This window comes from Halovenus carboxidivorans (assembly GCF_009831575.1).
Lineage (GTDB): Archaea > Halobacteriota > Halobacteria > Halobacteriales > Haloarculaceae > Halovenus > Halovenus carboxidivorans.
This window is the reverse complement of the sequence record NZ_WUUT01000001.1, coordinates 801,940-824,394: the sequence shown is the minus strand read 5'-3', so window position 1 is coordinate 824,394 and position 22,455 is coordinate 801,940. Positions and strand designations below refer to the sequence as shown.

The window sequence follows — 22,455 nt, the reverse complement described above, 5'->3', positions numbered from 1 at the left end:
TGTCGGTCGAGAGAAAGGAAACGGTCGGGCCGTCTCGCAGAGGAGCCGAGGGAACGCGGCGGAAATGAAAACGAGCCGAACATATAATCGGCGGCCGGTCGAAGCCCCGGGTGATGGGTGAGCTATCCACGCTGTTCGCTCCGCAACGGGTCGCGGTCGTCGGCGCCTCCGAGGAGACCGGGACCGTCGGATACGCGATAACCAGCAACCTGCTCGCGGAGTTCGAGGGAGAGACCGTCGCCGTCAACCCGAACCAGGAGGAGGTACTCGGCCTGGACTGTCACGACTCGTTGACTGACCTCGAAAACGTCGACGTGGCAATCGTCGTCGTCCCCGCTACCGTCGCGGTCGATGTCGTGCGCGACGCCGCCCGGGCGGGCATCGAGAACGTCGTCGTCGTCACGGCCGGGTTCAGCGAAGCGGGAAGCGACGGCTCCGCGCGGGAGGCAGAACTCGTCGAGATTGCGACAGAGCACGACCTCAACGTCGTCGGGCCGAACTCGCTGGGGGTGATGAGCACCGGCGTCGGGATGAACGCCACCTTCGGCCCGCGGACGGCGACGCCGGGGACAATCTCCTTCATGAGCCAGTCCGGCGCTTTCATCACGGCCGTGCTGGACTGGGCCGGCGACCGCGAGATCGGCTTCCGCGACATCGTCTCGCTGGGGAACAAGGCCGTCCTCGACGAGTCGGATTTCGTCCGCGAGTGGGGCGACGACCCGGAGACAGACGTGATCCTCGGCTATCTCGAAGACGTGGCCGACGGCCGGGAGTTCATCGAAGCCGCGCGGGAGGTGACACGGGAGACGCCGATTGTCACCGTGAAGTCCGGCCGAACGGAGGCCGGAGCCTCGGCCGCGGCCTCGCACACCGGGGCCATCGCCGGCAGCGACGAGGCCTACGAAGCCGGATTCAAGCAGGCGGGCGTCCTCCGCGTCGATACCGTTCAGGAGTTGTTCGATTTCGCCTCGATTCTCGACGGACAGCCACTCCCGGACGGCGACGGCGTCGCTATCGTCACCAACGCGGGCGGCCCTGGCGTGATGACGACCGACGCCGTCGGCGACGCGGCGCTACGGCTCGCGGAGTTCGAGGACGAGACGTTAGACCGCCTCTCCGAGGCGCTGCCGAGCGAGGCGAACATCTTCAACCCGGTGGACGTGATCGGTGACGCCGATGTCGAGCGGTTCGCGACGGCCATCGAGATCGCCCTGTCTGATCCGGGAGTCGGGATGGCGGTCGTGCTCGCCTGCCCCACGGCAACGCTATCCTTCGAGGCGCTCGCCGATGAAACGGTTCGCCTGCAGGCGGAGTACGCCACGCCGGTCGCCGCGACGCTGATGGGCGGGTCCGGGACCGACGCGGCCGCGGCGACGCTGCGGGAGGCCGGGATTCCCACCTACTTCGATCCAGCCAGAGCGGTCCGGAGTCTGGACGCGCTCCGGGAGTACGCGGCGATTCGGGACCACGACCCCGTCGAGCCGACGACGTTCGACGTGGAGTACGACCGGGCGCGGGAGATTCTCACCTCGGCGGTCGAGCGCGGGCGCACGCACCTCGGCGTCGAGTCGATGGATCTGCTCGACGCGTACGGCATCTCGACGCCACAGGGCGAGGTCGTCGACAGCCCGGGAGACGCGGAGCGCGTCGCCCGAGAGATCGGGGGTGAGGTCGTCATGAAGATCGTCAGCCCGGACATCAGCCACAAATCAGACATCGGCGGCGTCGAGGTCGGCGTCCCACAGGAGGCCGTCCGCGACACCTACGAGGACATCGTCGTCCGGGCGCGGAACTACCAGCCGGACGGCTCCATCGTCGGCGTCCAGATCCAGGAGATGGTGGATCTCGACGAGGGAACGGAGACGATCATCGGCGTCTCTCGGGACCCGCAGTTCGGCCCGCTGGTCATGTTCGGACTCGGCGGCATCTTCGTCGAGGTGATGGAGGACACCGCCTTCCGGGTCGCCCCGGTCGCCGGGTCAGAGGCGCGTGCGATGCTCGGTGAGATCAAATCGGCGCCGCTGCTGTCGGGCGCTCGGGGCCGGACACCGGCGGACAGGGCGGCGCTGGTCGAGACGATTCAGCGGGTCTCACAGCTCGTGACCGACTTCCCGGCGATCACCGAACTCGATATCAACCCCGTCGTCGCACAGCCCGAGGGAGCGACAGCGGTCGACCTGCGGCTCACACTGGACCAGGAGAAACTATGACACGATTACTCGTCACGTCGACAACCGGAGGGACAGGGAAGACAGCAATCACCGTCGCGCTCGGTCGGTTGGCCCAACGGCGGGGCCAGACAGTCGGCTACATGAAGCCGAAAGGGACGAATCTGGAGAGCGTCGTCGGGAAGACACGCGACGAGGACCCGATGCTCGCCCGCGAGGTGCTGGGTCTCGACGCGGGAATGCACCAGCTCGAACCCGTCGTCTACTCGCCGACGTTCGTCCAGGAGGCGATCCGCGGGCGGGCCGACCCCGATCAGCTCCGGTCGGACATCGAGGAGAACTTCGAGGGGTTGGCCGAAGGGACGGACCTCATGCTGCTCGAAGGGTCGACGTTCCGCTGGACGGGCGGCACCGTCGATCTGACGGACGCGGAGATTGCCGAGCTACTCGACGCCGACGTCCTGCTACTCAGCGGGTACAGCGAGGCCGGCGATGTCGACGAGGTACTCGCCGCGAGCGAGGAGTACGAGGACCGGTTCGCCGGCGTCCTCTTCAACGACGTCTCTCCGGATCGGTACGACGAACTCGTCGAGGACGCGATGGCCTTCCTCGACGGGAGAGGAGTCGACAGTTACGGCGCGATCCCGCACGACGAGCAGTTGGGGAGCATCACTGTCCGAGAGCTCGCGGACGGGATCGGCGGGGAGCTACTGACCCCGGAGGCGTCGATGGACGGACGGATCGAGCGGTTTCTCGTCGGCGCGATGAGCGGGTCGGGCGCGCTCGGACAACTCCGTCGCACCCGCAACGCCGCGGTTATCACCGGCGGTGATCGGTCGGACATCCAGACTGCGGCGGTACAGGCCAGCGGAGTCCGCTGTGTGATCCTGACCGGGGGCTACCGGCCCTCCGAGGCGGTCATCGGAAAGGCGACAAGCGAGGACGTCCCGATCATTCTCGTCCAGTCGGACACGCGGACGACGATCGACCGGACGGAGTCGGTGCTCGGGTCGGGTCGAACGCGGACTCCCGAGGCTGTCGAACGGATGGTCGAGTTACTCGAAGAGAGCGTCACCGCCGAGTCGCTGCTGGACGGCTGATCACACCTGTGGCTCCTCGTCCCAGGTCCACCGGTAGGCGAGGTACCCAACCCAGCAGACCTGCATGAAGAAAATCGTCGCCCAGGCGGAGACGCGGGCCAGTTCGGTCGGGTAGATGAAGTACGCGAAGATCACGAGCGCAACCGAGGTGAGAACGACGGCGAGGTCGTAGCGGTTCGGCTCGAACCATCCGGGCATACCAAGGCTACGGCTGGGGGCGGTTTATGCGTAGCGACTCGGCCTGTCCTCACCGGATCAGGACGGGTCGCCCTCGACGCCGTACATCCACTTGGTGCCGTAGTAGACGAACCACGCCATCCAGATCGTGAACACCACCAACCACGCGCTGTATTGGACGATGGTGTTCGGGTAGATAACGTACGCGAAGACGAGCGCCGCGACGGCAGATCCGACTGCGGCGTAATCCAACAGCCCTGGCGACGGTGGCTCTACCATTGCCGACTCATACACCCCCCGAATAAATGAGCGGTTCGGTTCCTGGTTCAGGCCACGACGCGAACGCTCCGGGTCCGCGGCCCGTCACACTCGACGAACAACACAGACTGCCAGCGCCCCAACCGCAGCGACCCGTCGACGACCGGGACGGTCACGTCGGGACCGACGAGCAGCGACCGGACGTGCGAGTCGGCGTTGTCGTCGATCTGGTCGTGCTTCCAGCCCGAGTCCCCGACCAGTTCCGACAGCGCGGCCTCGAAATCCTCGAGGAGCCGCGATTCGGCCTCGTTGACCGTGACTCCCGCCGTCGTGTGTTCGACGAAGACGGTCGCGGTTCCGGTCGCGTCCGGCGGGATCCGTTCGGCGACCCTGTCGGTGATGTCGATGACCGAGAGGCGTTGCTCGGTGTCGACCTCGAAACGCTCCATACCGACTCCGAGGACCGAGACCGGAAAAGGTCCGTCGGCTCAGGCCAGCCACTCTTCGGGCTTGGTGTCGTAGTCGATGTCGGTGGCGGCCAAGTGTTCGACCTCGGCCCACTCCAGGTCTTCCCGCCTGAACTCCTTGCCGTTGTACCGGATCTCCAGCCCCTGTTCGGTCGGTTCGGGTTCGCGGTCCCGGCGGCGAGCGACTTCGAGGTCGTGGTCGTCGTACTCCTTGACGATGGTCCGCAGCGCGACCGGCCGACCCCATAGCTCGAAGACGCGTTCGAGGGTGTCTTTGGCCTGTTCGAGGTCCAGCGACACCCCGTTGTATCGGTGTTCGAGCAGCAGTTCGTTCCGGTTGCGGTAGTTGCCGTCGGAGACGACGATGGTCGGCTTCCCGAAGTTGGTGAACTGCAACATCAACTTCTTTTTCACGTCCTGGTAGTCCGTCGAGGTCGCCCGGTAATCCCCAGAGGACTGCATGTACTCGTAGGTGAAGTAGTTGTGTTCATCGACGAACTCCTGGGTGAGGAACTCGTCGAGGAAGGTGACGTCGTTGTGGCTCTCGCGGATCTCCCGCATACGGTCCCAGCCGACCGAGTAATCGACCTCGGACAGCGCCTCCTCGATGCTCTCGTACTTGGAGTCGTCGAACATGTACCGCGAGATCTGTTCCAACTCCTCCATCGAGATCCGGGAGATGAACCCGCGGTTCTCGGGTTTGGTCAGCGAGTAGTGTCGCTCGCACATGCCCTCGTAGGTGAATATCTTCCAGGGGTAGGCGTCGAGGTCGATCTCACCGTCGCGGGCGGCCTCGAGGGCCTCGGCGTCGATGCGCGGGTCCGACGGGTCGATGGCGTCGAGCTCGTCGGGGTCGACGGAGGCGACGAGGTCGTCCGGTTCGAGCACCGAGAGCACGGCCTCGAAGTCGACGGTATCGTGGAAGTTCCGCCAGGTGATCCCCTCGATGCAGAGCAGTTCCTCGACGACGTGGCGGCGATTCGCGGTGTTCTCGACGAACTTCCAGAGCTGCAGCCCCAGACTGTAGGGGTTCAGCCCGCCCGAGCCCAGCACTTTGGACATGTGATCCGCGTAGGTGATGAACTCGTTGCCGTCCGCGAAGTTCTCGTCGGCCATCATCAGCGACTCCCAGTAGCTCGCCCACCCCTCGTTCATCACCTTCGTCATCTTCTGGGGGGCGAAGTAGTACGCCTCCGTGCGGAGGATTTCGAGGATCTCTTTCTGCCACTCCTCCATCTCGACGGCCTTCTCGGCGTCGGGGTCGTACTGTCTGCCGTGTTTGCGCAGGAAGGCGAGGATATCCCGTTCCGGCTCCTCCGGGAACGTGCTCGCGTCGTCGTCCTCGCGGCGGGCTTCGAGCCACTCGTCGTCGAAGACCTCCTGGCGGACCTCCTCGGAGAGTTCCAGGTCGCCAAGCTCGTCGGCCACCTCCTCGGTGTCGAGGTCGGAACTCTCGTCGTCGGGGCTGAGCGGCGTGTACGGCTGGTGTTGGTCGATGTTGTCCTCCAGACAGAGGATGTGATCGATCCACTTCTCGACCTCCGCGCGCTCGATGTCGGTGTCCTGCATGTACTCCTCGATGGTCTCACCGTGGCGGGCGAGTCGGGCGGCGGCGTCGGGGTCGTCGGTGAACATCCCGAACCACTCGTTGTTCGCGAAGAAATCGGAGTGGGCTTCGACGTGGGTAATCACCGCCTTCTGGTCGGCCAGGGAGTTCGAGATCTGCAGGAAGGCATGCGCCGGGTTGTCGTTGTTGACGATCTCGAAGGCCTTGCCGCCGAGGAACTGGCCCTGTTTCTGCTGGCGGTCGTAGGTCATCCCCCACCGCCAGTGAGGGTACCGCTGCTGGAACCCCCCGTAGGCGATCAGTTCGTTCATCTCGTCGTAATCGACGATCCAGTAGTTGACCGGATACGGGTCGAGGCCGAGTTTCTTCGCCAGCGCCGCGGCCTCCCGGACCGGACCTTCGAGCCGTTCGGCCTCGCGCTGCATCTCGATGTCGTCCGGTGCGGTGATCGGGGTGGTGTCCTCTGAGTCACTCATTGTTCTCCTCCGTGCTGAGAATCTCGTAAATCGCGTCGGTCACGTCCTCGGGGCTGGAGACGTAGGCGACCGCGACGTCGTCGCTGTCCCCGAAGTGTTGCTGAACCTCCTCGGCGTGGGTCGCGTTGATCGCGTTGCCCGAGGGCTGTGTCTCGACGTAGGCGTGGAGGTTGGCGTCGATCTCCTCCATCAGCGGGATGACCTTCTCCTCGGTGTCGTTGCTGGAGTTCTCCGAGTCGCCCGCCGCGAAGACGTACCGGTTCCAGTCGCTGAACGGGAACTCCTCGTCGAGGATCTCCGCGGCCAGTTCGTACGCGCTCGAGATCCGGGTGCCACCGCCGGACCGGATCCCGAAGAACTCCTCGCGGTCGACCTCCCACGCGTCTGCGTCGTGGGCGATGTAGACGAACTCCGCGTTGTCGTATTTCCCCTGGAGGTACCAGTCCAGCGGCGTGAACGTCCGCTCGACGAGTTCGCGTTTCTTCTGGCGCATACTGCCCGACACGTCTCGGATGTTGACGACGACGACGTTCTTCTCGCGTTCCTCGATGATCTCGGGATAGCGATATCGCTCGTCCTCCCGGCGGAAGGGCACCTCGTCGACGCCGTCCCGGCGGATCCGCTGTGCTGTGCTCGACCGCTCGACCTCCTCCTCCATCTCCTCCAAGTCGGCGTAGATGCCGCGTTCGTCCCGCGGCAGTTCCTCGTAGGCGTTCTCGATCCACGCCCGCGAGACGGGCAGATTCTCCTGGCTGCGGGCCCACTCGAAGACCCTGGCGGGACCCCAGCCGTCGATCCGCAGCGCCGCCCGGACGTACTCCTCGTCGAAATCCATCGCGAGCTTTCGCTTCAGCCCCTTCTTGAACAGCCGCTCGAAATCGAGGGTCCCGGTCGGCCCGGTGCGCGTGAGGTCGGTGTAATCGCCCTCCTTCTCCTCGACGACCTTCTTGCCCTTCGGATCGAGGTCGAGTCCGAGTTGCTCGTCGAGTTCCTGGGCGAACTCCTCCGGATCCATCTCGTAGTACTCGTGCTCGCCGCCCTCCTCGCCGGGGTCGCCGTCCTCGCCGTCCTCGTCGCCGGGTTCGGGGTCACCGACCGGATCGCCCGGCTGTGGCGTCCCGTCCTCGCCCTGCCCGACGCCGCCCATGTCGCGCCGGTCGTACTCGAACTCCGGGAGGTCGATGATCTTGATCGGGATCCGGACCTCGTCGCGGCGGCTCTGTCCGAGGTCGCCGTACTGGATGAACTCCGAGAGGTCCTGACGGCGGTTCTCGCCGACCTCCTTGTACCGTTCGATGTCGTCTCTCAGCCCCATCGTTCACCTCCGGTCAGTCCCATCTGTAGCTCACCTGGCTCATGACGTACCGGCTGGTCAGTTCGGCCGAGGCCTCGCTGTACTCGAAGAGTTCTTGCATGTTCTGGATCGTCTCTCGTTTGATGTCCGCGGTTTCGGTGCCGCTCGGCGGGTTGTCCCACTGCCGCGGGTCGAAGTCCTCGAAGGTGCGTTTGATGTCCTCCCAGTCGTGGGTACCGAGCACCGACTTGATGACCGGGATCTCCTTGGGATTGACGTCCGAGACCCGGAACTCCTCGTCGCGGTGGCGCCACGCGTGGCGGTTCAGCGCCGTGATGATCTTCTCCTCGCGGAAGGTCTGGACCTCCTCGTGTGGGTTGTTTCCGGTGTAGTTGTCCTCGTTGAACCGGCCGAGATGTTCGATCTCGAAGACTTTCATCTTCAGCAGATCCGGCTCGACCAGTTCGCCGCGGTCGTTCTCGATCCGTTCGCCTTCCGCCCACGCGTAGACGTGTTCGACGTACTCCTCGACAGTCTGCTCGTCGACGCGCTTGTCGCGCATCATCGCATCGAGCACGTCCTCCTCCTGCTGGCTGAAGATGTAGTTTTTCACCGACGCGACCCGCTCCTCGAACTCCGCGGCCTCGGTGTTCGAGAACACGGGGGCGTCCGTGAGCCGTTCGGCCATCGCGTTGATCAGATCCCGGGGCATAATCACCCGCTCGACCGGTAGCTCCTCGTCGAACCGGTCTGACTCCTCGTGGAGCAGGTCAGCGATGATGTCTCGGGTGTACGTGACCGGGATGCCGTGTTCGCCGTCGCTGGCCTCGTCGTCGAACTCGAACTCCTCGATGTCGATCCGTTCGTCGCCGTCGCGCAGGTACCCACGGTCGAACAGCAGCGCCTTGTCGGTCAGCTGGAGGTCCTCGGGGAGATCCGAGGCGTCGAGCCGCGAAACCACGGCGTACAGCGCCGCTCCCTCGATGGCGTGGGGTGCGAGTTCGCGCTCGGTGACGGTTCCGGAGCTGTCCCGGACGCTGATGGTGATCGGTTCGCGGATCCACTCCTCGAGCTGATCCCAGCTGTTGGCGTCCCAGACGGTCGTCTCGTCGGTCAGTTCGCGGCGCAACAGCTCCGCTTCCAGCGAGAGGTTCGTCAGGTAGGTGAACTGGTGTTTGTCAAGCCGGCGTTTCAGCGCCTTCAGCGGGTCGGTCCCGTTCCTGTCGGCGTGTTGGTTCAGTTGGTCCTCCAGATCGGGATTCGAGATGACGATCAACTGCGTGTCGACATCCATCCCGATCCCCTTGTCGAGTTTGACGCGGCTCTCGTCGGGCACGTTCAGCAGTTTCTGGAGCAGATCCGCGTGCTGGGCGGCGTCCTCGACGATGGTCACGAGGCCGTTGCCCTGCGAGAGCACGCCGTCGTAGGAAAACGCCTGGGGGTTCTTGCGTCCTCGCGAGTCCAGCTCCCGCAACATCCCGGCCATCCACGATCCGACCAGCCGCTCTTTGGGCGAGCCGTCGTCCTCGCTGTGGAGGACGCCGATGCCGTGGCCGACATCGACGACGAAGTTTTTGATTCGGAGGTGGCTCGGCGACGTGACCGCCGAGAACAGATCGGCAACGCCATCTCGGCGGTACTGCTCTTCGAGGTAGTCGTACGCTTCCCGACAGAACGGGTCCATCTCCGCCTCCATCCGGATCGGGATGTGGTCGTCCAGTCGCTCGTTGAGTTCCTCGAGCAACTCCGCACGGACCTCCTCGGGAAACACCGACAGCGGGTGTGACTGCACCGGGCTCTCGTACCAGTCGTCCTCGTCGGCGGAGACCTCGTCGCCGTAGGTCAGCCCCGGCTGGTCGCTCACGCCGGCGATGTTCCACTCCATGGTATACCGCCGACCGGCCTCGGTTTTCGAGTACTCGCGGAGGCCGTTGATTAGACACCGTTTCAGTTCGGACTTGCCCGTGGCGGTCGGCCCGTCCAGCCAGAGGATCTTCTCGTCTTTGCCCCGGCCGGCGGCGATCGATCGCAGATCGTCGACGAAGCGGTTGAGTACCTCCGTGTTGCCGAGAATCGCGTGTTCGCCGTCGTTCCACGGATCGTCGAAGAAGCGATACCGCTCCTTCTCCTCGCCCTCTTCGATGACCGTCCGTGTGCCGGCGTGTTCGATGGCGTTGAGCAGATACTTCGAGGCGTGGGCCGCCTGCTGCGGGTGGTCGAGCAGGTGTGCGACGTACTCGCCGAGGCTCATCGGGTGCTGGTAGGCCTCGTCGAGTTCGCGGTTGGCCGCCTCGATGTACTCGTCGGAACTCATCAGTCCTCCATTTCGCTCTTTGCGACCTCGGCGCCGGCGAACTCGAGGACTTCCTTCGCGCCCTCCTCGGAGTAGCCCTGCTCCATGAGCGCGTCGATCCACTCGTTGCGCTCGTCGTCGTCCATCTCGCCGCTGGAAACCAGCGCCGAGAAGTTGATGTTGTGTTTCTTGTCCTCCCACAGTTTCCGCTCCAGCGCGCGGCGGAGACGGTCGTTGTCCTGCGGATCGAACGTCTCGCCCTCGCGTGCGCGCCGGGAGACCCAGTTGGCGACCTCCTGGCGGAAGTCGTCTTTCCGGTCCTCCGGCAGATTGAGCTTCTCCTCGACGCTGCGCAGGAACTGCTCGTCCGGCTCCTGTTCGCGGCCGGTGATCTCGTCCTCGACGGTGTCGTCGTCGATGTAGGCCATGACGTGGTCCATGTACTTCTCGCCCTGGCGCTGGATCTCGTCGAGGTCGTACGCCAGCGCGTGCCGGACGTCCTCGATGGCCCGCTCCTTGTACTCCTCGCGGACCAGTTCGAGATAGCGGTAGTAGGTCTCGAACATCTCGTCGGAGATCGAGCCGTGGTTTTCGAGGTTGTCCTCGAGGTGGTTGAACGTCGTCAGCGGCGAGAGGAAGTTGCGGCTGCGGTGCATCGAGTCCATGATCGCCTCGGCAATCTCGTCGCCGACGAAACGCGGGGAGACGCCGGTCATCCCCTCGCCGATCTCGACCTTCTCGGCGGCCTCCTCCTGCAGTTTCTTCACGTCGATATCGTCGGTCTCGTCGATCTCGCCGTTGTAGGCTTTGGCCTTCTGGACGAGGTCGATACTGCTGGCGTCGGGCTCCTCGATCCGGGTGAGCACGCCGAACAGCCCCGCCATCTCCAGGGTGTGCGGTTCGACCTGGATGTCCGGGAGGTCGGCGTTGCGGAGCATCTTGCGGTAGATCTCGGCCTCGTTCTCGTAGGAGAGGACGTACGGGAAGTCGATCCGCTTGGTCCGGTCGTTAAAGGCCTCCATCTTCTCGTCGCCTTTCTTGTCGCGGTACTCCGGCATGTTCGTCCGGCCGACGATCACCTGATCGATGTCGATCCGGGGGTTGTTCTTCGGCTTGATCGTCTGCTCCTGGGTGGCGTGCAGGAAGTCATAGAGGAACTCCCGCTGGAGCTTGAGTAGCTCCTCCCCGGAGAAGACGCCGCGGTTCGCGTTACAGAACGCGCCCGAGTAGTCGAACGCACGCGGGTCCGATTCCCCGTAGACCGCGATCTTCGAGTAGTTGACGTCGCCGGTCAGTTCGGTCTCGTCCTGGTTTTTCTTGTCTTTGGGCTCGAAGGTCTCGATCGCCTGGCGTTTGTTCTCGTCGGCGAGCAGGCGGACGACCTCGACGTGGTTCTCCAGGACAGCCTGGAGGTCGTCGTCGTAGTACGCGAGCAGTTCGTCCATGTAGAACTCGCTGGCGGGGTCCAGCGCCTGCTCGTTGCGGATGGTGTAGGGAGCGTCGAGGTTCTCGTTCATCTGCTTGATGACAGATTTGCGCTGTTTCTCCGGCAGCAGGACGATGGGATCCTGGTTCATCGGCGATCGAACCACGTCGTCGGCCGGGTCCTGGTCCTCGATGATGTCACAGAGGTTCGTCCAGCGGAAGGTGTACATCCGCCCCTCGTCGCGGGTCGTGTAATCCTCGAAGTACTTCCGGACCTGCGAGTCGAAGTCGGATTTCCCCGATCCGACCGGGCCGAGAAGCAGGAGGATTCGCCGCTCGGGACCGAGTCCCCGGGCGCCGGATTTGACCTTGTTGACGAACTCGTGGATCGCCTCGTGGATCACGCGGCCGTAGAAGGTGTTCTCCCCGTCGTCCAGCGGATCCTCGGAGGCGAGTTTGTACTCGACGACCCCCTTGTCCTCGTCGTACTCGGTCCCGTAGAAGTCGAACATGTCCGCGATGCGCTGGTGAGCGCTACGGGCGATTTTCGGGTCCGACTGTAACTCCTCAAGGTACCAGTCGAAGGAGTGGGTTCGTCGTAGGTCGCTTGGGATGGTGTCGCGGTACTCCTGGCTCAGTGATTCGAGGGTGTTCTGTTTACTCATGATGGGTCCTCAGCGTTGGCGTGCTGGCGAGTCGGCACGGTGCGCGAGCGGGTCGAGCGGGATCGATCCCGTCCCCAGACCGGAGCCACCCGTCGGGCGACTGCGGCGCGCGGCCGATGTTCAGTGGCGGTTTCGACATGCATATCCATACCATACGGAAGCCAGCCAACAATCAGCAGGTGTCGGTGATTGTGTGTGTGGATGACTACCGATACTATTTATTATACGAGTGCTCTATGTATATAAATCTGTATGCCGTCCGGGAGATGTCGGGGGACGGGTCCGGGAGTGTCGGATCCGAAAACCTCGGGACGAGACCCGTGTCCGAACGGAGGGCGCGAGCGCCCCGCAGCGCGGTTTTTAAGTTCGGCGGCTGAAGCAAGTGACATAGCGGTCGGGGCCGAACCGGGAGTATGGAGTTCGAGGAGTTTCCCGAGGGGTGGACGGTCTGGAACGAGGAGCCCCGGAAGGTGATTTTGACCTACCGACCGGACGTGTTCAACAGCGACGCGTACCCGGCACCCTGTCTGCCGACGATTCACATCCGACAGGGCAAACCGAGTCGGAAGCCGGGGTGGAACACGCCGGCTCCCGATGCGCCGTGGTACGTGCAACTGTATCTCGAACCGGACGTAACGGCCGACGAACAGCGCTACGAGGGCCGAGAAGCCGCCGCAACCGGGGCGCGACGGCTCGCAGAGCGATTCGTGGCCGGAGACATCGAGTACCGGGAGCTGTACCAGGTGCCGCGACCGGAGTACCTCGACAAACTCGACGAACTAATCGGATGAAACACCGGGTATGTCCGCCACAGAGGCTATGCGTCAGTCCGGAGACTAACCAACGGCGTAGAGCACACTGACCATGCCCCGAACCGTCCCCTTCACGGTCCTCGAAGAGGCCGTCTACAACCTCGAACAGACGTTCACGCCGTGGAACATCCAACTCGAACTCGAAACGAGCGAGGTGATAGACACCGAGCGACTCGAATCGTCCGTCCGCACTGCCTGTGACCGTCACCCGCTCGCACGGGCGCGCAAACGACCCGCGAGCGCGCTCGATACCGACTACATCTGGGAACTCCCAGGAGAAGTTGATGCGGTGCCGATCACCGAGTGTGAGGGTGATACCGGGATCACCGACGCACGGCGGACGTTCTACGGTGAACCGTTCGATCTGAGCGAGGCACCGCCGTTTCGCGTGCTCGTGGTACGCGGGGGAGGAGCGGACGGCGGCGACCGACTCTGTCTCGCAACGAGCCACGTCCCGGCGGATGGAGTGGGAGCGGTTCGGTTTCTTCGGACCGTCTGTCAGGCCTACCGCGGGCAGGTGCAGACGGAGCGATCCGTGTCGTTCGGGGAGTCGAGGGCGCTGATCGAGGAGAGCCGAGCCAGCGGACCCGCGGAGCGAGTGTCGTTGCTCAGCGCCGCGACGAGCCATCTCGGGAAGTTGTTCGACCGGCCCGCCCGGGTGGCGGCCGACACGACCCCCGGCAAGTCGGGATGGGGGTTCGTCCACCGAACCGTCGAGGAGGGGCTATTCGAGTCCCTGCTCGCGAACCGACCGGAAGATGTCTCGGTCAACGACCTGCTCGTCGCCGCAGCGCACCTGACTGTGGCCGCCTGAAACGCCGACCACGACAGCGCCTCGGGAAAGATCAGCCTCCTGATGCCGGTCAACCTCCGACCCCCGGAGTGGTTCTACGAGCGCTTCGGCATGTACACGCTGTTCGAGAGTATCACGACGCGCTCTCGACACCGTGAGAACCCGGAGACCGCGGTCGAACACGTCGCCGAGCAGACGGCGTCGGTCAGACGAGAGGGCAGCGCCGCCGGCTTTCTGGAGTCGCTCAATCTCGTTCCCGCCCTGACGCCGGTCGGGGTGAAACGGCGCTCACCCGAACTCTTGCGCGGGCCGGGGGAGGGATTGGTGGACACGGTGATGCTCTCGAATCTCGGCCGTGTCCCGGAGTTCGAGGGGACCGGAGCGGCCGCGACACTCTGGTTCTCCCCGCCCTCCTGGAAGCCGACGCCGGTGAGCATCGGTGTCGTGACCGTCGGAGACGAGATGTCCCTCGTGTTGCGGCACATGCGAGACTGCCTCGACGACGACGCCGCTTGCCGGTTCGCGAGCCTGTTCGAGACGCAGTTGCGGCGGGTCGTTCGGTGAGACGGCCGGAGAGGCCGGTCGCTACCGCGATTGTCGGTCGGGTGGCCCCGGGGAGCGGTTCGGGCGCTGTCTGTACAGCGAGCGATACAGGCGGATCTTTCGGTACAGGAGCGCGAACCAGAACCCGTGGTAGACGACCAGGAAGGCGATGAAAGTCAGCAGCGAGAGCGGGAGGTTGGTGACGAGGGTGTTGTACAGGGCGTGAATAAACGCCGCGATCAGGAGCCCCTTGACCACGATCGGTCCCCGTTTGCCCCGGTTGAACTTCGCCAGTCCGAGGTAGAAGCCGGCCCACGCCGAGAAGATCACGTGACCCGGACCGACGAACGCCCGCTGTGTCGCGATTGCGATCGCCCGCTCCTGCTGGACGGCGAGTCCGGCCGTCGTCGTCTCGACGGAGAACATCAGGATGTACAGCAGATTCTCGATGGCGGCGAAGCCGACCCCGGCCATCGCGCCGTAGACGACCCCGTCGACGACGGTCCGGAACACGTCCGTCCGGTAGGCGTAGATCCGAACCGCCAGCCACTTGACCGTCTCCTCGATCGGTCCGACGATGAGAAAGTAAAACAGCGTGACGCCGACGACACCGAACAGTTGGAAAAACGGCTGTGCGATGCTGTTGACGACGCCCGCGATGCTCGCGAAGGCGACAGCCAGCAGAAACGTCACGGCCAGGCCGACGAACGGCTCCCGCGTCGTCGGATCTCCGTACCAGAAGTACCCTGCGAGGACGAGAGCGGGAGCGGCCGAAATTCCAGCTAGCCAGCCGAGAATCGGGGCCTGGACGACGAGGGCACCGGCTGCGGCGACCTGTACGACGAACAGTCCGATAGCGACGCTCAACAGGAGAGCGCGTTTGCTCGTCTCCAGAGCGTTCGTGAGCCGAACGGCGAATCGGTCGAGCGGCGAGCGGACCTCCCAGGTCGCAATCTCGTAGAGGTCGACCTGTCCCGCAAACGACTCCTGTACGGGATCTCGCGGCTCCGAACTCCGGCCGACGTTCTCGGACGGGCCGCGGTGCCGTGGCGGGCGCTCGTTCAGGCCGGATCGGTGCGGTTCGCCCTCCGGCGGCACCCGCTCGCCCTCGTGGAGGCCGGAGCGTCCGTCCGCACGCTCTCGCTGCGGCCCCGGTGTCTCGCCTCGCTGTTCGTCACCCTCGTCGGTGCCCGGCGGCGTCATCGCCTACGGCTACGACCCGCTCCCTGTAGAAAGTTCCTCCCGATCCGCTACGAGAGCAGCAGTTCGGTGCAGAGCACTCCGGCCGCGAGGAGGATCTGTTCGCTGTCGATCACGAGGCCGTAAAACAGGGGCGTCCGGTCGACCCGGGCGGTGAGACTGTAGCCGGTCATGTAGGTGGTGTAGCCGACCAGCAGGAGATACTGCGGGTGGACGAGACCGACAGCGACGGCGCTGACGACGACCACTCCCAAGAGGGCGCTCGCGGCGGCGGCCAGGTGCCGCGTCCGCGCGACGCCGACGACGAGAGGGACGGTTCGGATTCCCTCCTCGCGGTCGCCCTCGATATCCTTGATGTCGAAAACGACGGCCGCGATTGTCAGCGCTGTCGTCACGAACGCGAACAGAAAGAGGATATCGACGGTGAACAGCGCCTCGTAGTAGACGCCGACTCCGAGGGGGATCATACCCCAGGAGAGGCCGACGAGGAGGTTCTTGACCAATAGAATTCGTTTGACGCCGAACACGGAGTACAACACCGCCACGGCGAGGGGAACGATCATCGCCGGCGCTCCCGGGATACCGGTGACGATTGCGGTCACGGTGGCGGCCGCATAGAGGAGAATACCCGCCGCGAGGAGGACTCTCCCGTAGCGTTCGACGAACGACGCCCGACCCGGAACGTTGCGTTCGTCCTCGGCGCGGTCTGTCAGACGATTGAACGAATAGACGAAGAGCGTGACGGCGAAGACGATAAACAGCGGAATCGGTTCGAGACGGAGGTCGGCCAGGACGATTGTGCTCACGGCGACGGAGGTCGCCGACAGCGAAATGAGGAGATTCGAGTGGACGAGTGTCAAAAGCGCCGTCTTGGCGAGCGTTCCGGGTCGAGAGGCGGTTTCGGAACTCATACGCCGATCAGCTCACTCGTCGGCTCGTCCCGGATTCGGGCTGTGCTCGACAAGCCGTCTCGGCGTTTGCACGGCTCGGGGATCAACATTACGGGAGTCGATACAGTACGCTTATGAGGCTGATCCGGTGAGTGAACACGTATGTCTGAGCACGCCGGGAGTCGCCTCGGAGGTGTCCGCCGGTACGTACAGGATGCACCGGTCGTCGGTGCTGTCGTCGTCGGTGGAGGCAGCTATCTGCTCGGGTTCGCGCTCACCTATCTGTTCGTCCTCCTCGACGGTGGACTCGATCCGCAGTCGACGAGTGAGAGCCTGATCGGTGGGTCAGGGATCTTCCAGCGGACCCAGCTCGTCGGCTTCCCACGGCCGGAGCCGACGACACTCGAATTCGTCGGCTGGGTCTTCTACAACGCTCATTTCGCCGAGACGGTGATCACGCCACGGGTGTCGGGCGGCGCCGCCGCGGGCCAGGCCCAGACCCAGACTGCTCCGGAGGCCGTCAATCTCCTCACGGCGGCGGCGACACAGATTCCGAGCATCGTCTACCAACTCGTCCCCGTCGCGCTGCTGACCGCTGGCGGGTACGCGCTCGCGCGGACGGCACAGTTGTCGGTGAGCCGGGATATCGTCCGGATCGGGCTCGGCGTTCCGACGGGGTACGTCCCGCTCGCGCTGTTCGGGACGTTCCTGTTCAGGGCCGTCTCGACGGCCCAACGCGAGGGCGTCGAGGTCAGCGTCACTGCGAGTCCGAGCCTGGTCGCCCCGGTCACCATGGCGGTCATCTCGACGCTGTTTGGCATCGTCGGGCTCTATCTCGGCGCACAAAGTGTCGACTCCGAGACGGAGTGACTCCGTGTTTCGAGCAGATCGAGTCCGCTCCTGCCGGCCCGTCCGGGATGGGTCGAAAAGCCGAGAATCGAGGGAACTGAGAGGTCGACCCGAAGATCCGCAAGTTTCTTTTGGATGTTTCTCGAATGAATTTTTATGTCGGAGTGGTCACCCGCATCGATGTCCCGGGAGTGGATACTCGTGGTCGCGCTGATCTGTGTCGGTCTCTTTCTGTACTCGCTTCTCATTGCCGGACAGGCGCTGTTGGGGATTCTCCCGGCGGTGCTGTTCGGAGCCGTCTATGTGACCTGGCGGTTTCTCGTCGCCGTCGAGGCGATTGCAGACGCGCTCCAGCGAATCGCATCGGAGTACGAGCGGGAGTAGCAGGGAAGTGTTCCAGTACTGCGGTTCACGCTGGGTCGTCTCCGGAGAAATGTGGGTACGGGCCGGGCGCGATTTGTAACACACGGTCGGACGTGCTCGCTTCGCTGCGCGCGACCTCCCTGCGTTCAAATCGTGCCTGCCAGTTCCCTCACCACCTCGCTGCTCGCGACTTCGTCGCTCGCCACCGTAGCGTTCACTCCGTTCACGCCACGCGTCGCTCGGCGGTTCGGTACACGGGCCGGGCGCGATTTGAACACGCGACCGACGGATTAAGAGTCCGTCGCTCTGCCAAACTGAGCTACCGGCCCTACGTTTCCCGATTCGGGTGTGGAGGCAAATACGTTACGTTTGCTCGCTCAGACGACGTTGAGACCACCGAGTCGGAGCTTGCGAGCGAGAAACGCCGATGCCGCACCCGCGACGGCGACACCGATACCCCAACCGATTGCCGGGCCGAGAATCTCGCCGAGGTTGCCGGTCCCGCCGCCGCCAGACGAGACGAGCGACGAGAAGACGAAGACGATAAACAGGAACACGATGTAGCCGACGAATCCCCCGACGGCCCCGGTGAGCGCGGCCGAGCGGGGCTCCTCCTCGATTTCGAGTCCGGTGATGATCCCGGTGAGCGTCGCGACGAGCGGAGTGAGAAAGAGGCCGAAGAACAGACCGAAGGCGGTGATAAATCCGGATCCACTGCCGCCCGCGGCCGCCTGGCTGCCTGTCGGCAGCAGCGACGCCAGCAGGAAAAAACTGAGTCCGAACCCGACGCCGACGGTGACGAAAATGCCCACGATGAACTCGAGATGCTTCTTGACCGACGGTTGCTGGAGAGTCTCGGTCACGTCATCGAGAGCCGACCGTCCGGCGGACCGTCCCCGCTGCCGTGGTTGGCCCTGTGGCGGCTGTCCTTGCGGTGGCTGTCCTTGCGGTGGCTGCCCCTGTGGTTGCTGTCCCTGCGGCGGTTGGCCCCCCTGTGGTGGTTGTCCACCCGGCTGCTGTCCCCCCTGTGGAGGCCGGCCGTCCTGGGGCTGGTGTCCGTCCTGTGGCGGCTGGGTACCGTTCGGCTGGCCGCCGGACGGCTGACCGCCCTGTGGTTGTCCGTCCTCGCCGTTGCCGTTGTCGCCGGAGTTCCCTGACATCAACAGTACGTGCTGTAGCAGATGGTAAAAAATTTGTTATTTTTTAAGAAGAGATTACGGCAGTGCAAAGTAAAATACGCGGATACGATGTCCGCAAATCGGGGGACAGTGGGAGAAGATTCCGTGATAGAATCTGCGCTGTGGTTTTCATGTTTCGTCGGGTGTGAGACGTTCGAGATCACGGTAAGCGGCGACAGAGAACCCCAACGCTGCCCCGGTAGGACACGAGAACCACGGCGTATCCCGCACGCGGAACCCGGATATTATATAGCTTGCCGCTCGAAACGCCCATACTGATGGGCACCGGTATCACGATGACGTCGATGTCGACGTACGCGATCTTAGGCTGCGGGAGCGTCGGACACGCCGTCGCCGAGGAACTGGTCGATGAGGGGAAGGACGTCCTCATCATCGATTCTGACGACGGGCGTGTCGAGGCGCTTCGCGATCAGGACCTCGACGCACGGCAGGGCGATATCCGGGAAGTCGAGGTCGCTGACGCCGTCTCCGACCGTGACGTGATCTTGATTCTCTCCTCAGATGTCGAGGCGAACACGGCGGCGATCGAGAACATCCGTGCGCGGGAGAACGACCACTTCATCGTCGCACGGGCGTCGGATCCGGTTTCGAGCGACGCGCTCACCGAGGCCGGGGCGGATGTCGTCATCAATCCCTCCGCCGTCATCGCAAACTCCGCACTCCGGGCGCTGGAGACCGGCGAACTGGAGTACAAGACCCGAAAGTTGGCGGAGGTGATCGACGAGACCGACGGTAAACTCGCGATCCGAATTCACCGCAGCCCCGATCCCGACTCCATCGCCAGCGCCGCGGCGCTGAAAGCCCTCGCTGAGAGCCGGGACGTCGAGGCCGACATCATCTACGAGGGCGAGATCGGCCACCAGGAGAACCGCGCGTTCGTCAACCTGCTCGGGATCGAACTCGTCTCCGGAGAGACGATCGACGAGGCGGCCTACGACACGATCGCGATCGTCGACCACGCCAAAGGCGGCGAACCCGACGAGGACCAGCAGATCGACATCATCGTCGACCACTACGAACAGGAGCACGAGCACGACGCCGCCTTCAGCGATGTCCGGCCGAACGTCTCCTCGACCTCGACGATCATGACGAAGTACATCCAGGAACTCGACCTCACCCTGGAGCAGGAGGTCGCGACGGCGCTGCTGTACGGGATTCGGGCCGAGACGCTCGATTTCAAGCGGGACACCACGCCCGCAGATCTGACCGCTGCCGCCTACCTCTACCCCTTCGCCGACCACGACACGCTCGAACAGGTGGAGTCGCCCTCGATGTCGGCGGAGACGCTCGACGTGTTGGCCGAGGCGATCCGCAACCGCGAGGTCGAGGGGTCACATCTGGTCTCGAACGCCGGTTTCGTCCGCGACAGAGACGCCCTCTCGCAGGCGGCACAACACCTCCTCAACCTCGAAGGCATCACGACGACGGCCGTGTTCGCAATCGCAGACGACAGCATCTATCTCGCCGCCCGCTCGAAGGATATTCGGATGGATATCGGACGCATTCTGGAGGATGCCTTCGACTCCATCGGCGAGAGCAAGGGCCACTCGACGGAGGCGAGCGTCGAGATCCCGCTGGGTATCTTCACCGGGATCGAGGTGAGCGAGGACAACCGCGAGACGCTGCTGGAACTGACCGAGGAAGCGGTGAAAAAGAAACTGTTCGAGTCGATGGGCGTCGATTCGAGCGATAGCTCGAACGGCAACTAATCAGGCGGTCACTTCCTCTTCGTCCTCGTCGGTTTTCGAGCGCTGGATACGCTCGGCGATGTCGTTGACGATGACGACGTCCCCGACCGCCTGCACCCAGCGATACGGGACGATGACCCCGCGGGCGCTCGCCGATTCCTCTCGAAACAGCTCCCGGTTGAGTTCGTGCAGCGCGAGGCCGGTGACGCTCTCGGCGTCGAGATCCAGACGCAGATCCTCGACTTCGCCGAGATAGACGCCGTTGTTCGTGTACACTTCCCGGCCCACGAGGGTCGTAATCTCCTGTGGCTGGCTGTTGTGGTCCATATGTCGGAGTGGCGTGGCGACACCTTAAATTTGTGGCGTCATCCTGCCGACAGGTTCTCGGAGACCCGAGAGATTACGGTGATCGGGCACCGAACTGTGACAGATGCCATCGACGATTGTCCACGCCGCCGTCGCGGGACTGATCGGCGCCGCCCTGCTCGGTTCGGCCTTCGACGAACGGGCGCTGCTCGTTCTCGTCGTCGCCGTGGCGATTCCGGATCTCGATTCGTTCATCGCACTCGTCTCGACGGCCGGGCACCGGACCTCCCTGCACAACCTGACCATCCCGGTGGCGGCCGGACTGCTGTGGTACGTCGACGTACACGTCCGCGAGGAGTCACTGCTCCGGTCCCGCTGGGGCGGGTGGGGTGTTCGGGTCGCGTGGGTCGCTATCCTCTGTTACGGCCTCGGCCACGTCGCGCTCGATCTCACCGACGGCGTGGCGAATCTCTTCTGGCCGTTTCACGACCAGTTCTACACGCTCCGCGGCGAGATGGAGCTATCGAACCAGCGGGGACTCGTCCAGACGTTCCGTGACTCCGGAGAGGGATTTCTGCTCTTCGAGCCGGTCGGGACGAGTACGGAGACGGAGGTCACCACGGGTGTCGACCCGGCCGAACCCGCCGACGGCGGACCACCGGAACGGGTGTTTCCCCTGTTCGGATCGGGGCTGGAACTGCTCGTGACGGTCATCGGGGTCGTCGTCACGGTTGCCCGGTTCCGGGTGGCACGAGAAATCGAGGGGTAGTCAGGTGCCGACGGCGTCCAGTGCGGTCGCGGTATCCTTCAGTCCGTCCCCGGTCAGGACAGCGACGACGCGCTCGCCCGAGTCGACGAGTCCGCGTTCGAGCGCCGTTTCGATGCCCGCGACCGCGGCCGCTCCGGCGGGTTCGACGAAGACGCCTTCGCCGGCACCCAGGTCGCCGAGTGCGTCTCGAATCGACGGGTCACTGACCGTGATCGTCGCTCCGTTGCTCTCCTCGAGCGCCGTCCGAGCGTCCTCGGCCCGGTGCGGGTCGTCGACGTCGATGCTGTCGGCACAGGTCCCCGGCGGCTGCTCGGCTCCCGACTCCGAGCCATGGAGGCGGTCGTGAATCGTCGGACAGCCCGCGGCCTGCACACCGAGCAGACGGGGCGGATCGGCGAGATAGCCGGCCCGGGAGAACAGATCGAGACCGCGCCAGATGTCCGCGAGCGTGCCGCCGTTGCCCATCGAGACGGCGATCCAGTCGGCTCGGGGCGCCTGTTCGGCGAGTTCGAATCCGAGCGTCTGTGCGCCGGCCGGGGTGTACGGACTCGCGCCGGCACTTCGGTCCACGGTAGCGGGTTCGCTGGCCGACGCCCGGCACCGCTGGTACGCGTCGGCGTACCCGCCCGAGACGGTGACGAGGTCCGCGTCGTAGACCAGCGGCTGGACCGCCTTCGCGTCCGGGAGTCGTTCGGGAACGAACAGCGAGCAATCGAGGCTGGCCCGCGCGGCGTACGCAGCGACCGACGCGGCGGCGTTGCCCGTCGACGCACAGACGATCCGGCCGGCGTCGCGTTCGCGGGCGTGTGTCGCGACCACCGCGCTGCCGCGGTCTTTCGCGGCTCCGGTCGGGTTCGCGCCTTCGAGTTTCAGCCCGAGATCGACCCCGAGCGCGTTCCCGGTCGTCGGGGCCTCGGCCAACTCGGTCCAGCCCTCCCCGAGGGTGACCGGGTCGGCCTCGACGGGAAGCAGGGGGTCGTACCGCCAGAGGTCCGACCGCGATTGCGTCGCCGGATCGAATCGCTCACGGACGGCTCCGATATCGTAGTCGAGTTCGAGTTGTCGGTCGGGGTGGGAGGGACAGCGGGACCTGCGGCCGGGTTCGGTCTGCCAGTCACAGCGCGGACAACACAGGGCGATCCCGTCGGTCATT

General features: G+C 64.6%; 21 protein-coding genes and 1 tRNA gene. 9 read left to right on the top strand and 13 right to left on the bottom strand.

Features of this window, described 5'->3' with window-relative positions; translation table 11 throughout:
- Positions 1–113 precede the first annotated feature (113 nt).
- A complete protein-coding gene (locus GRX03_RS04120) occupies positions 114–2,210 on the top strand; it encodes an acetate--CoA ligase family protein (RefSeq protein WP_159762890.1) in 2,097 nt (698 codons plus the stop codon).
- Complete coding sequence (locus tag GRX03_RS04115) at positions 2,207–3,268, top strand: phosphotransacetylase family protein (RefSeq protein WP_159762889.1); 1,062 nt, start codon at positions 2,207–2,209, stop codon at positions 3,266–3,268. The genes GRX03_RS04120 and GRX03_RS04115 overlap by 4 nt, the downstream gene beginning before the upstream one ends.
- Here the strand turns inward: GRX03_RS04115 and GRX03_RS04110 are convergent, their stop codons facing one another.
- Genes GRX03_RS04110 through GRX03_RS04080 form a run of 7 tightly spaced genes read right to left on the bottom strand, consistent with a single transcriptional unit; the run spans position 3,269 to position 11,890 of the window.
- Positions 3,269–3,466, bottom strand: coding sequence for a hypothetical protein (locus GRX03_RS04110; RefSeq protein ID WP_159762888.1), 198 nt, complete (start codon positions 3,464–3,466; stop codon positions 3,269–3,271).
- Positions 3,467–3,523: 57 nt separating this feature from the next.
- Entirely contained in the window at positions 3,524–3,724 is a 201-nt protein-coding gene (locus GRX03_RS04105; RefSeq protein WP_159762887.1) for a hypothetical protein, read from the bottom strand.
- Between the two features lie 47 nt (positions 3,725–3,771).
- A complete protein-coding gene (locus GRX03_RS04100) occupies positions 3,772–4,152 on the bottom strand; it encodes a secondary thiamine-phosphate synthase enzyme YjbQ (protein WP_159762886.1) in 381 nt (126 codons plus the stop codon).
- Positions 4,153–4,191: 39 nt separating this feature from the next.
- A complete protein-coding gene (locus GRX03_RS04095) occupies positions 4,192–6,213 on the bottom strand; it encodes a SpoVR family protein (protein WP_394351724.1) in 2,022 nt (673 codons plus the stop codon).
- Entirely contained in the window at positions 6,206–7,528 is a 1,323-nt protein-coding gene (locus tag GRX03_RS04090) for a YeaH/YhbH family protein (protein WP_159762885.1), read from the bottom strand. The genes GRX03_RS04095 and GRX03_RS04090 overlap by 8 nt, the downstream gene beginning before the upstream one ends.
- A 13-nt stretch (positions 7,529–7,541) precedes the next feature.
- The gene (locus tag GRX03_RS04085) at positions 7,542–9,821 is read right to left on the bottom strand and encodes a PrkA family serine protein kinase (protein WP_159762884.1); all 2,280 of its coding nucleotides are present in this window, start codon (positions 9,819–9,821) and stop codon (positions 7,542–7,544) included.
- Positions 9,821–11,890, bottom strand: coding sequence for a PrkA family serine protein kinase (locus GRX03_RS04080; RefSeq protein WP_159762883.1), 2,070 nt, complete (start codon positions 11,888–11,890; stop codon positions 9,821–9,823). Before GRX03_RS04080 ends, GRX03_RS04085 begins: the two co-directional genes overlap by 1 nt.
- Positions 11,891–12,303: 413 nt before the next feature.
- Between GRX03_RS04080 and GRX03_RS04075 the strand changes: the two genes are divergently transcribed.
- From GRX03_RS04075 to GRX03_RS04065, 3 genes are all read left to right on the top strand, one after another.
- A complete protein-coding gene (locus tag GRX03_RS04075) occupies positions 12,304–12,681 on the top strand; it encodes a DUF5820 family protein (protein ID WP_159762882.1) in 378 nt (125 codons plus the stop codon).
- Between the two features lie 73 nt (positions 12,682–12,754).
- The gene (locus GRX03_RS04070) at positions 12,755–13,516 is read left to right on the top strand and encodes a hypothetical protein (protein ID WP_159762881.1); all 762 of its coding nucleotides are present in this window, start codon (positions 12,755–12,757) and stop codon (positions 13,514–13,516) included.
- A 42-nt stretch (positions 13,517–13,558) separates the two neighbouring features.
- Entirely contained in the window at positions 13,559–14,059 is a 501-nt protein-coding gene (locus GRX03_RS04065; RefSeq protein WP_159762880.1) for a hypothetical protein, read from the top strand.
- Positions 14,060–14,080: 21 nt separating this feature from the next.
- Here the strand turns inward: GRX03_RS04065 and GRX03_RS04060 are convergent, their stop codons facing one another.
- Together GRX03_RS04060 and GRX03_RS04055 are read right to left on the bottom strand one after the other, a co-directional pair.
- Positions 14,081–15,241 carry a PrsW family intramembrane metalloprotease gene (locus GRX03_RS04060; RefSeq protein WP_159762879.1) on the bottom strand — a complete coding sequence of 387 codons (1,161 nt, stop codon included), beginning with the start codon at positions 15,239–15,241 and terminating at the stop codon, positions 14,081–14,083.
- Between the two features lie 47 nt (positions 15,242–15,288).
- Entirely contained in the window at positions 15,289–16,149 is an 861-nt protein-coding gene (locus GRX03_RS04055) for a UbiA family prenyltransferase (RefSeq protein WP_159762878.1), read from the bottom strand.
- Between the two features lie 141 nt (positions 16,150–16,290).
- Here GRX03_RS04055 and GRX03_RS04050 point away from each other — a divergent pair, with 141 nt between their 5' ends.
- Both GRX03_RS04050 and GRX03_RS04045 read left to right on the top strand, forming a co-directional pair.
- Complete coding sequence (locus GRX03_RS04050) at positions 16,291–16,998, top strand: hypothetical protein (protein ID WP_159762877.1); 708 nt, start codon at positions 16,291–16,293, stop codon at positions 16,996–16,998.
- A 135-nt stretch (positions 16,999–17,133) separates the two neighbouring features.
- Positions 17,134–17,361, top strand: coding sequence for a hypothetical protein (locus GRX03_RS04045; RefSeq protein ID WP_159762876.1), 228 nt, complete (start codon positions 17,134–17,136; stop codon positions 17,359–17,361).
- A 234-nt stretch (positions 17,362–17,595) separates the two neighbouring features.
- On the opposite strand, the gene GRX03_RS04040 is transcribed toward GRX03_RS04045, so the two are convergent.
- Both GRX03_RS04040 and GRX03_RS04035 read right to left on the bottom strand, forming a co-directional pair.
- A tRNA-Lys gene (locus GRX03_RS04040) sits at positions 17,596–17,669 on the bottom strand.
- Positions 17,670–17,717: 48 nt separating this feature from the next.
- Positions 17,718–18,500: a hypothetical protein gene (locus tag GRX03_RS04035; RefSeq protein WP_159762875.1), complete on the bottom strand. Its 783-nt coding sequence runs from the start codon at positions 18,498–18,500 to the stop codon at positions 17,718–17,720.
- Positions 18,501–18,796: 296 nt separating this feature from the next.
- Between GRX03_RS04035 and GRX03_RS04030 the strand changes: the two genes are divergently transcribed.
- Entirely contained in the window at positions 18,797–20,248 is a 1,452-nt protein-coding gene (locus GRX03_RS04030) for a DHH family phosphoesterase (RefSeq protein ID WP_159762874.1), read from the top strand.
- Here the strand turns inward: GRX03_RS04030 and GRX03_RS04025 are convergent, their stop codons facing one another.
- A complete protein-coding gene (locus GRX03_RS04025; protein ID WP_159762873.1) occupies positions 20,249–20,554 on the bottom strand; it encodes a PRC-barrel domain-containing protein in 306 nt (101 codons plus the stop codon).
- Between the two features lie 103 nt (positions 20,555–20,657).
- Here GRX03_RS04025 and GRX03_RS04020 point away from each other — a divergent pair, with 103 nt between their 5' ends.
- The gene (locus GRX03_RS04020) at positions 20,658–21,302 is read left to right on the top strand and encodes a metal-dependent hydrolase (RefSeq protein WP_159762872.1); all 645 of its coding nucleotides are present in this window, start codon (positions 20,658–20,660) and stop codon (positions 21,300–21,302) included.
- Here the strand turns inward: GRX03_RS04020 and thrC are convergent, their stop codons facing one another.
- A complete protein-coding gene (thrC, locus tag GRX03_RS04015) occupies positions 21,303–22,454 on the bottom strand; it encodes a threonine synthase (RefSeq protein ID WP_159762871.1) in 1,152 nt (383 codons plus the stop codon). It lies immediately after the preceding gene.
- Position 22,455: the final 1 nt, after the last annotated feature.

Coding starts and splice junctions, on each gene's coding strand:
- GRX03_RS04120 (WP_159762890.1), top strand. CDS start 114: ATGGGTGAGCTATCCACGCTGTTCGCTCCGCAACGGGTCGCGGTCGTC.
- GRX03_RS04115 (WP_159762889.1), top strand. CDS start 2,207: ATGACACGATTACTCGTCACGTCGACAACCGGAGGGACAGGGAAGACA.
- GRX03_RS04110 (WP_159762888.1), bottom strand. CDS start 3,466: ATGCCCGGATGGTTCGAGCCGAACCGCTACGACCTCGCCGTCGTTCTC.
- GRX03_RS04105 (WP_159762887.1), bottom strand. CDS start 3,724: ATGGTAGAGCCACCGTCGCCAGGGCTGTTGGATTACGCCGCAGTCGGA.
- GRX03_RS04100 (WP_159762886.1), bottom strand. CDS start 4,152: ATGGAGCGTTTCGAGGTCGACACCGAGCAACGCCTCTCGGTCATCGAC.
- GRX03_RS04095 (WP_394351724.1), bottom strand. CDS start 6,213: ATGAGTGACTCAGAGGACACCACCCCGATCACCGCACCGGACGACATC.
- GRX03_RS04090 (WP_159762885.1), bottom strand. CDS start 7,528: ATGGGGCTGAGAGACGACATCGAACGGTACAAGGAGGTCGGCGAGAAC.
- GRX03_RS04085 (WP_159762884.1), bottom strand. CDS start 9,821: ATGAGTTCCGACGAGTACATCGAGGCGGCCAACCGCGAACTCGACGAG.
- GRX03_RS04080 (WP_159762883.1), bottom strand. CDS start 11,890: ATGAGTAAACAGAACACCCTCGAATCACTGAGCCAGGAGTACCGCGAC.
- GRX03_RS04075 (WP_159762882.1), top strand. CDS start 12,304: ATGGAGTTCGAGGAGTTTCCCGAGGGGTGGACGGTCTGGAACGAGGAG.
- GRX03_RS04070 (WP_159762881.1), top strand. CDS start 12,755: ATGCCCCGAACCGTCCCCTTCACGGTCCTCGAAGAGGCCGTCTACAAC.
- GRX03_RS04065 (WP_159762880.1), top strand. CDS start 13,559: ATGCCGGTCAACCTCCGACCCCCGGAGTGGTTCTACGAGCGCTTCGGC.
- GRX03_RS04060 (WP_159762879.1), bottom strand. CDS start 15,241: ATGACGCCGCCGGGCACCGACGAGGGTGACGAACAGCGAGGCGAGACA.
- GRX03_RS04055 (WP_159762878.1), bottom strand. CDS start 16,149: ATGAGTTCCGAAACCGCCTCTCGACCCGGAACGCTCGCCAAGACGGCG.
- GRX03_RS04050 (WP_159762877.1), top strand. CDS start 16,291: ATGTCTGAGCACGCCGGGAGTCGCCTCGGAGGTGTCCGCCGGTACGTA.
- GRX03_RS04045 (WP_159762876.1), top strand. CDS start 17,134: ATGTCGGAGTGGTCACCCGCATCGATGTCCCGGGAGTGGATACTCGTG.
- GRX03_RS04035 (WP_159762875.1), bottom strand. CDS start 18,500: ATGTCAGGGAACTCCGGCGACAACGGCAACGGCGAGGACGGACAACCA.
- GRX03_RS04030 (WP_159762874.1), top strand. CDS start 18,797: ATGGGCACCGGTATCACGATGACGTCGATGTCGACGTACGCGATCTTA.
- GRX03_RS04025 (WP_159762873.1), bottom strand. CDS start 20,554: ATGGACCACAACAGCCAGCCACAGGAGATTACGACCCTCGTGGGCCGG.
- GRX03_RS04020 (WP_159762872.1), top strand. CDS start 20,658: ATGCCATCGACGATTGTCCACGCCGCCGTCGCGGGACTGATCGGCGCC.
- thrC (WP_159762871.1), bottom strand. CDS start 22,454: ATGACCGACGGGATCGCCCTGTGTTGTCCGCGCTGTGACTGGCAGACC.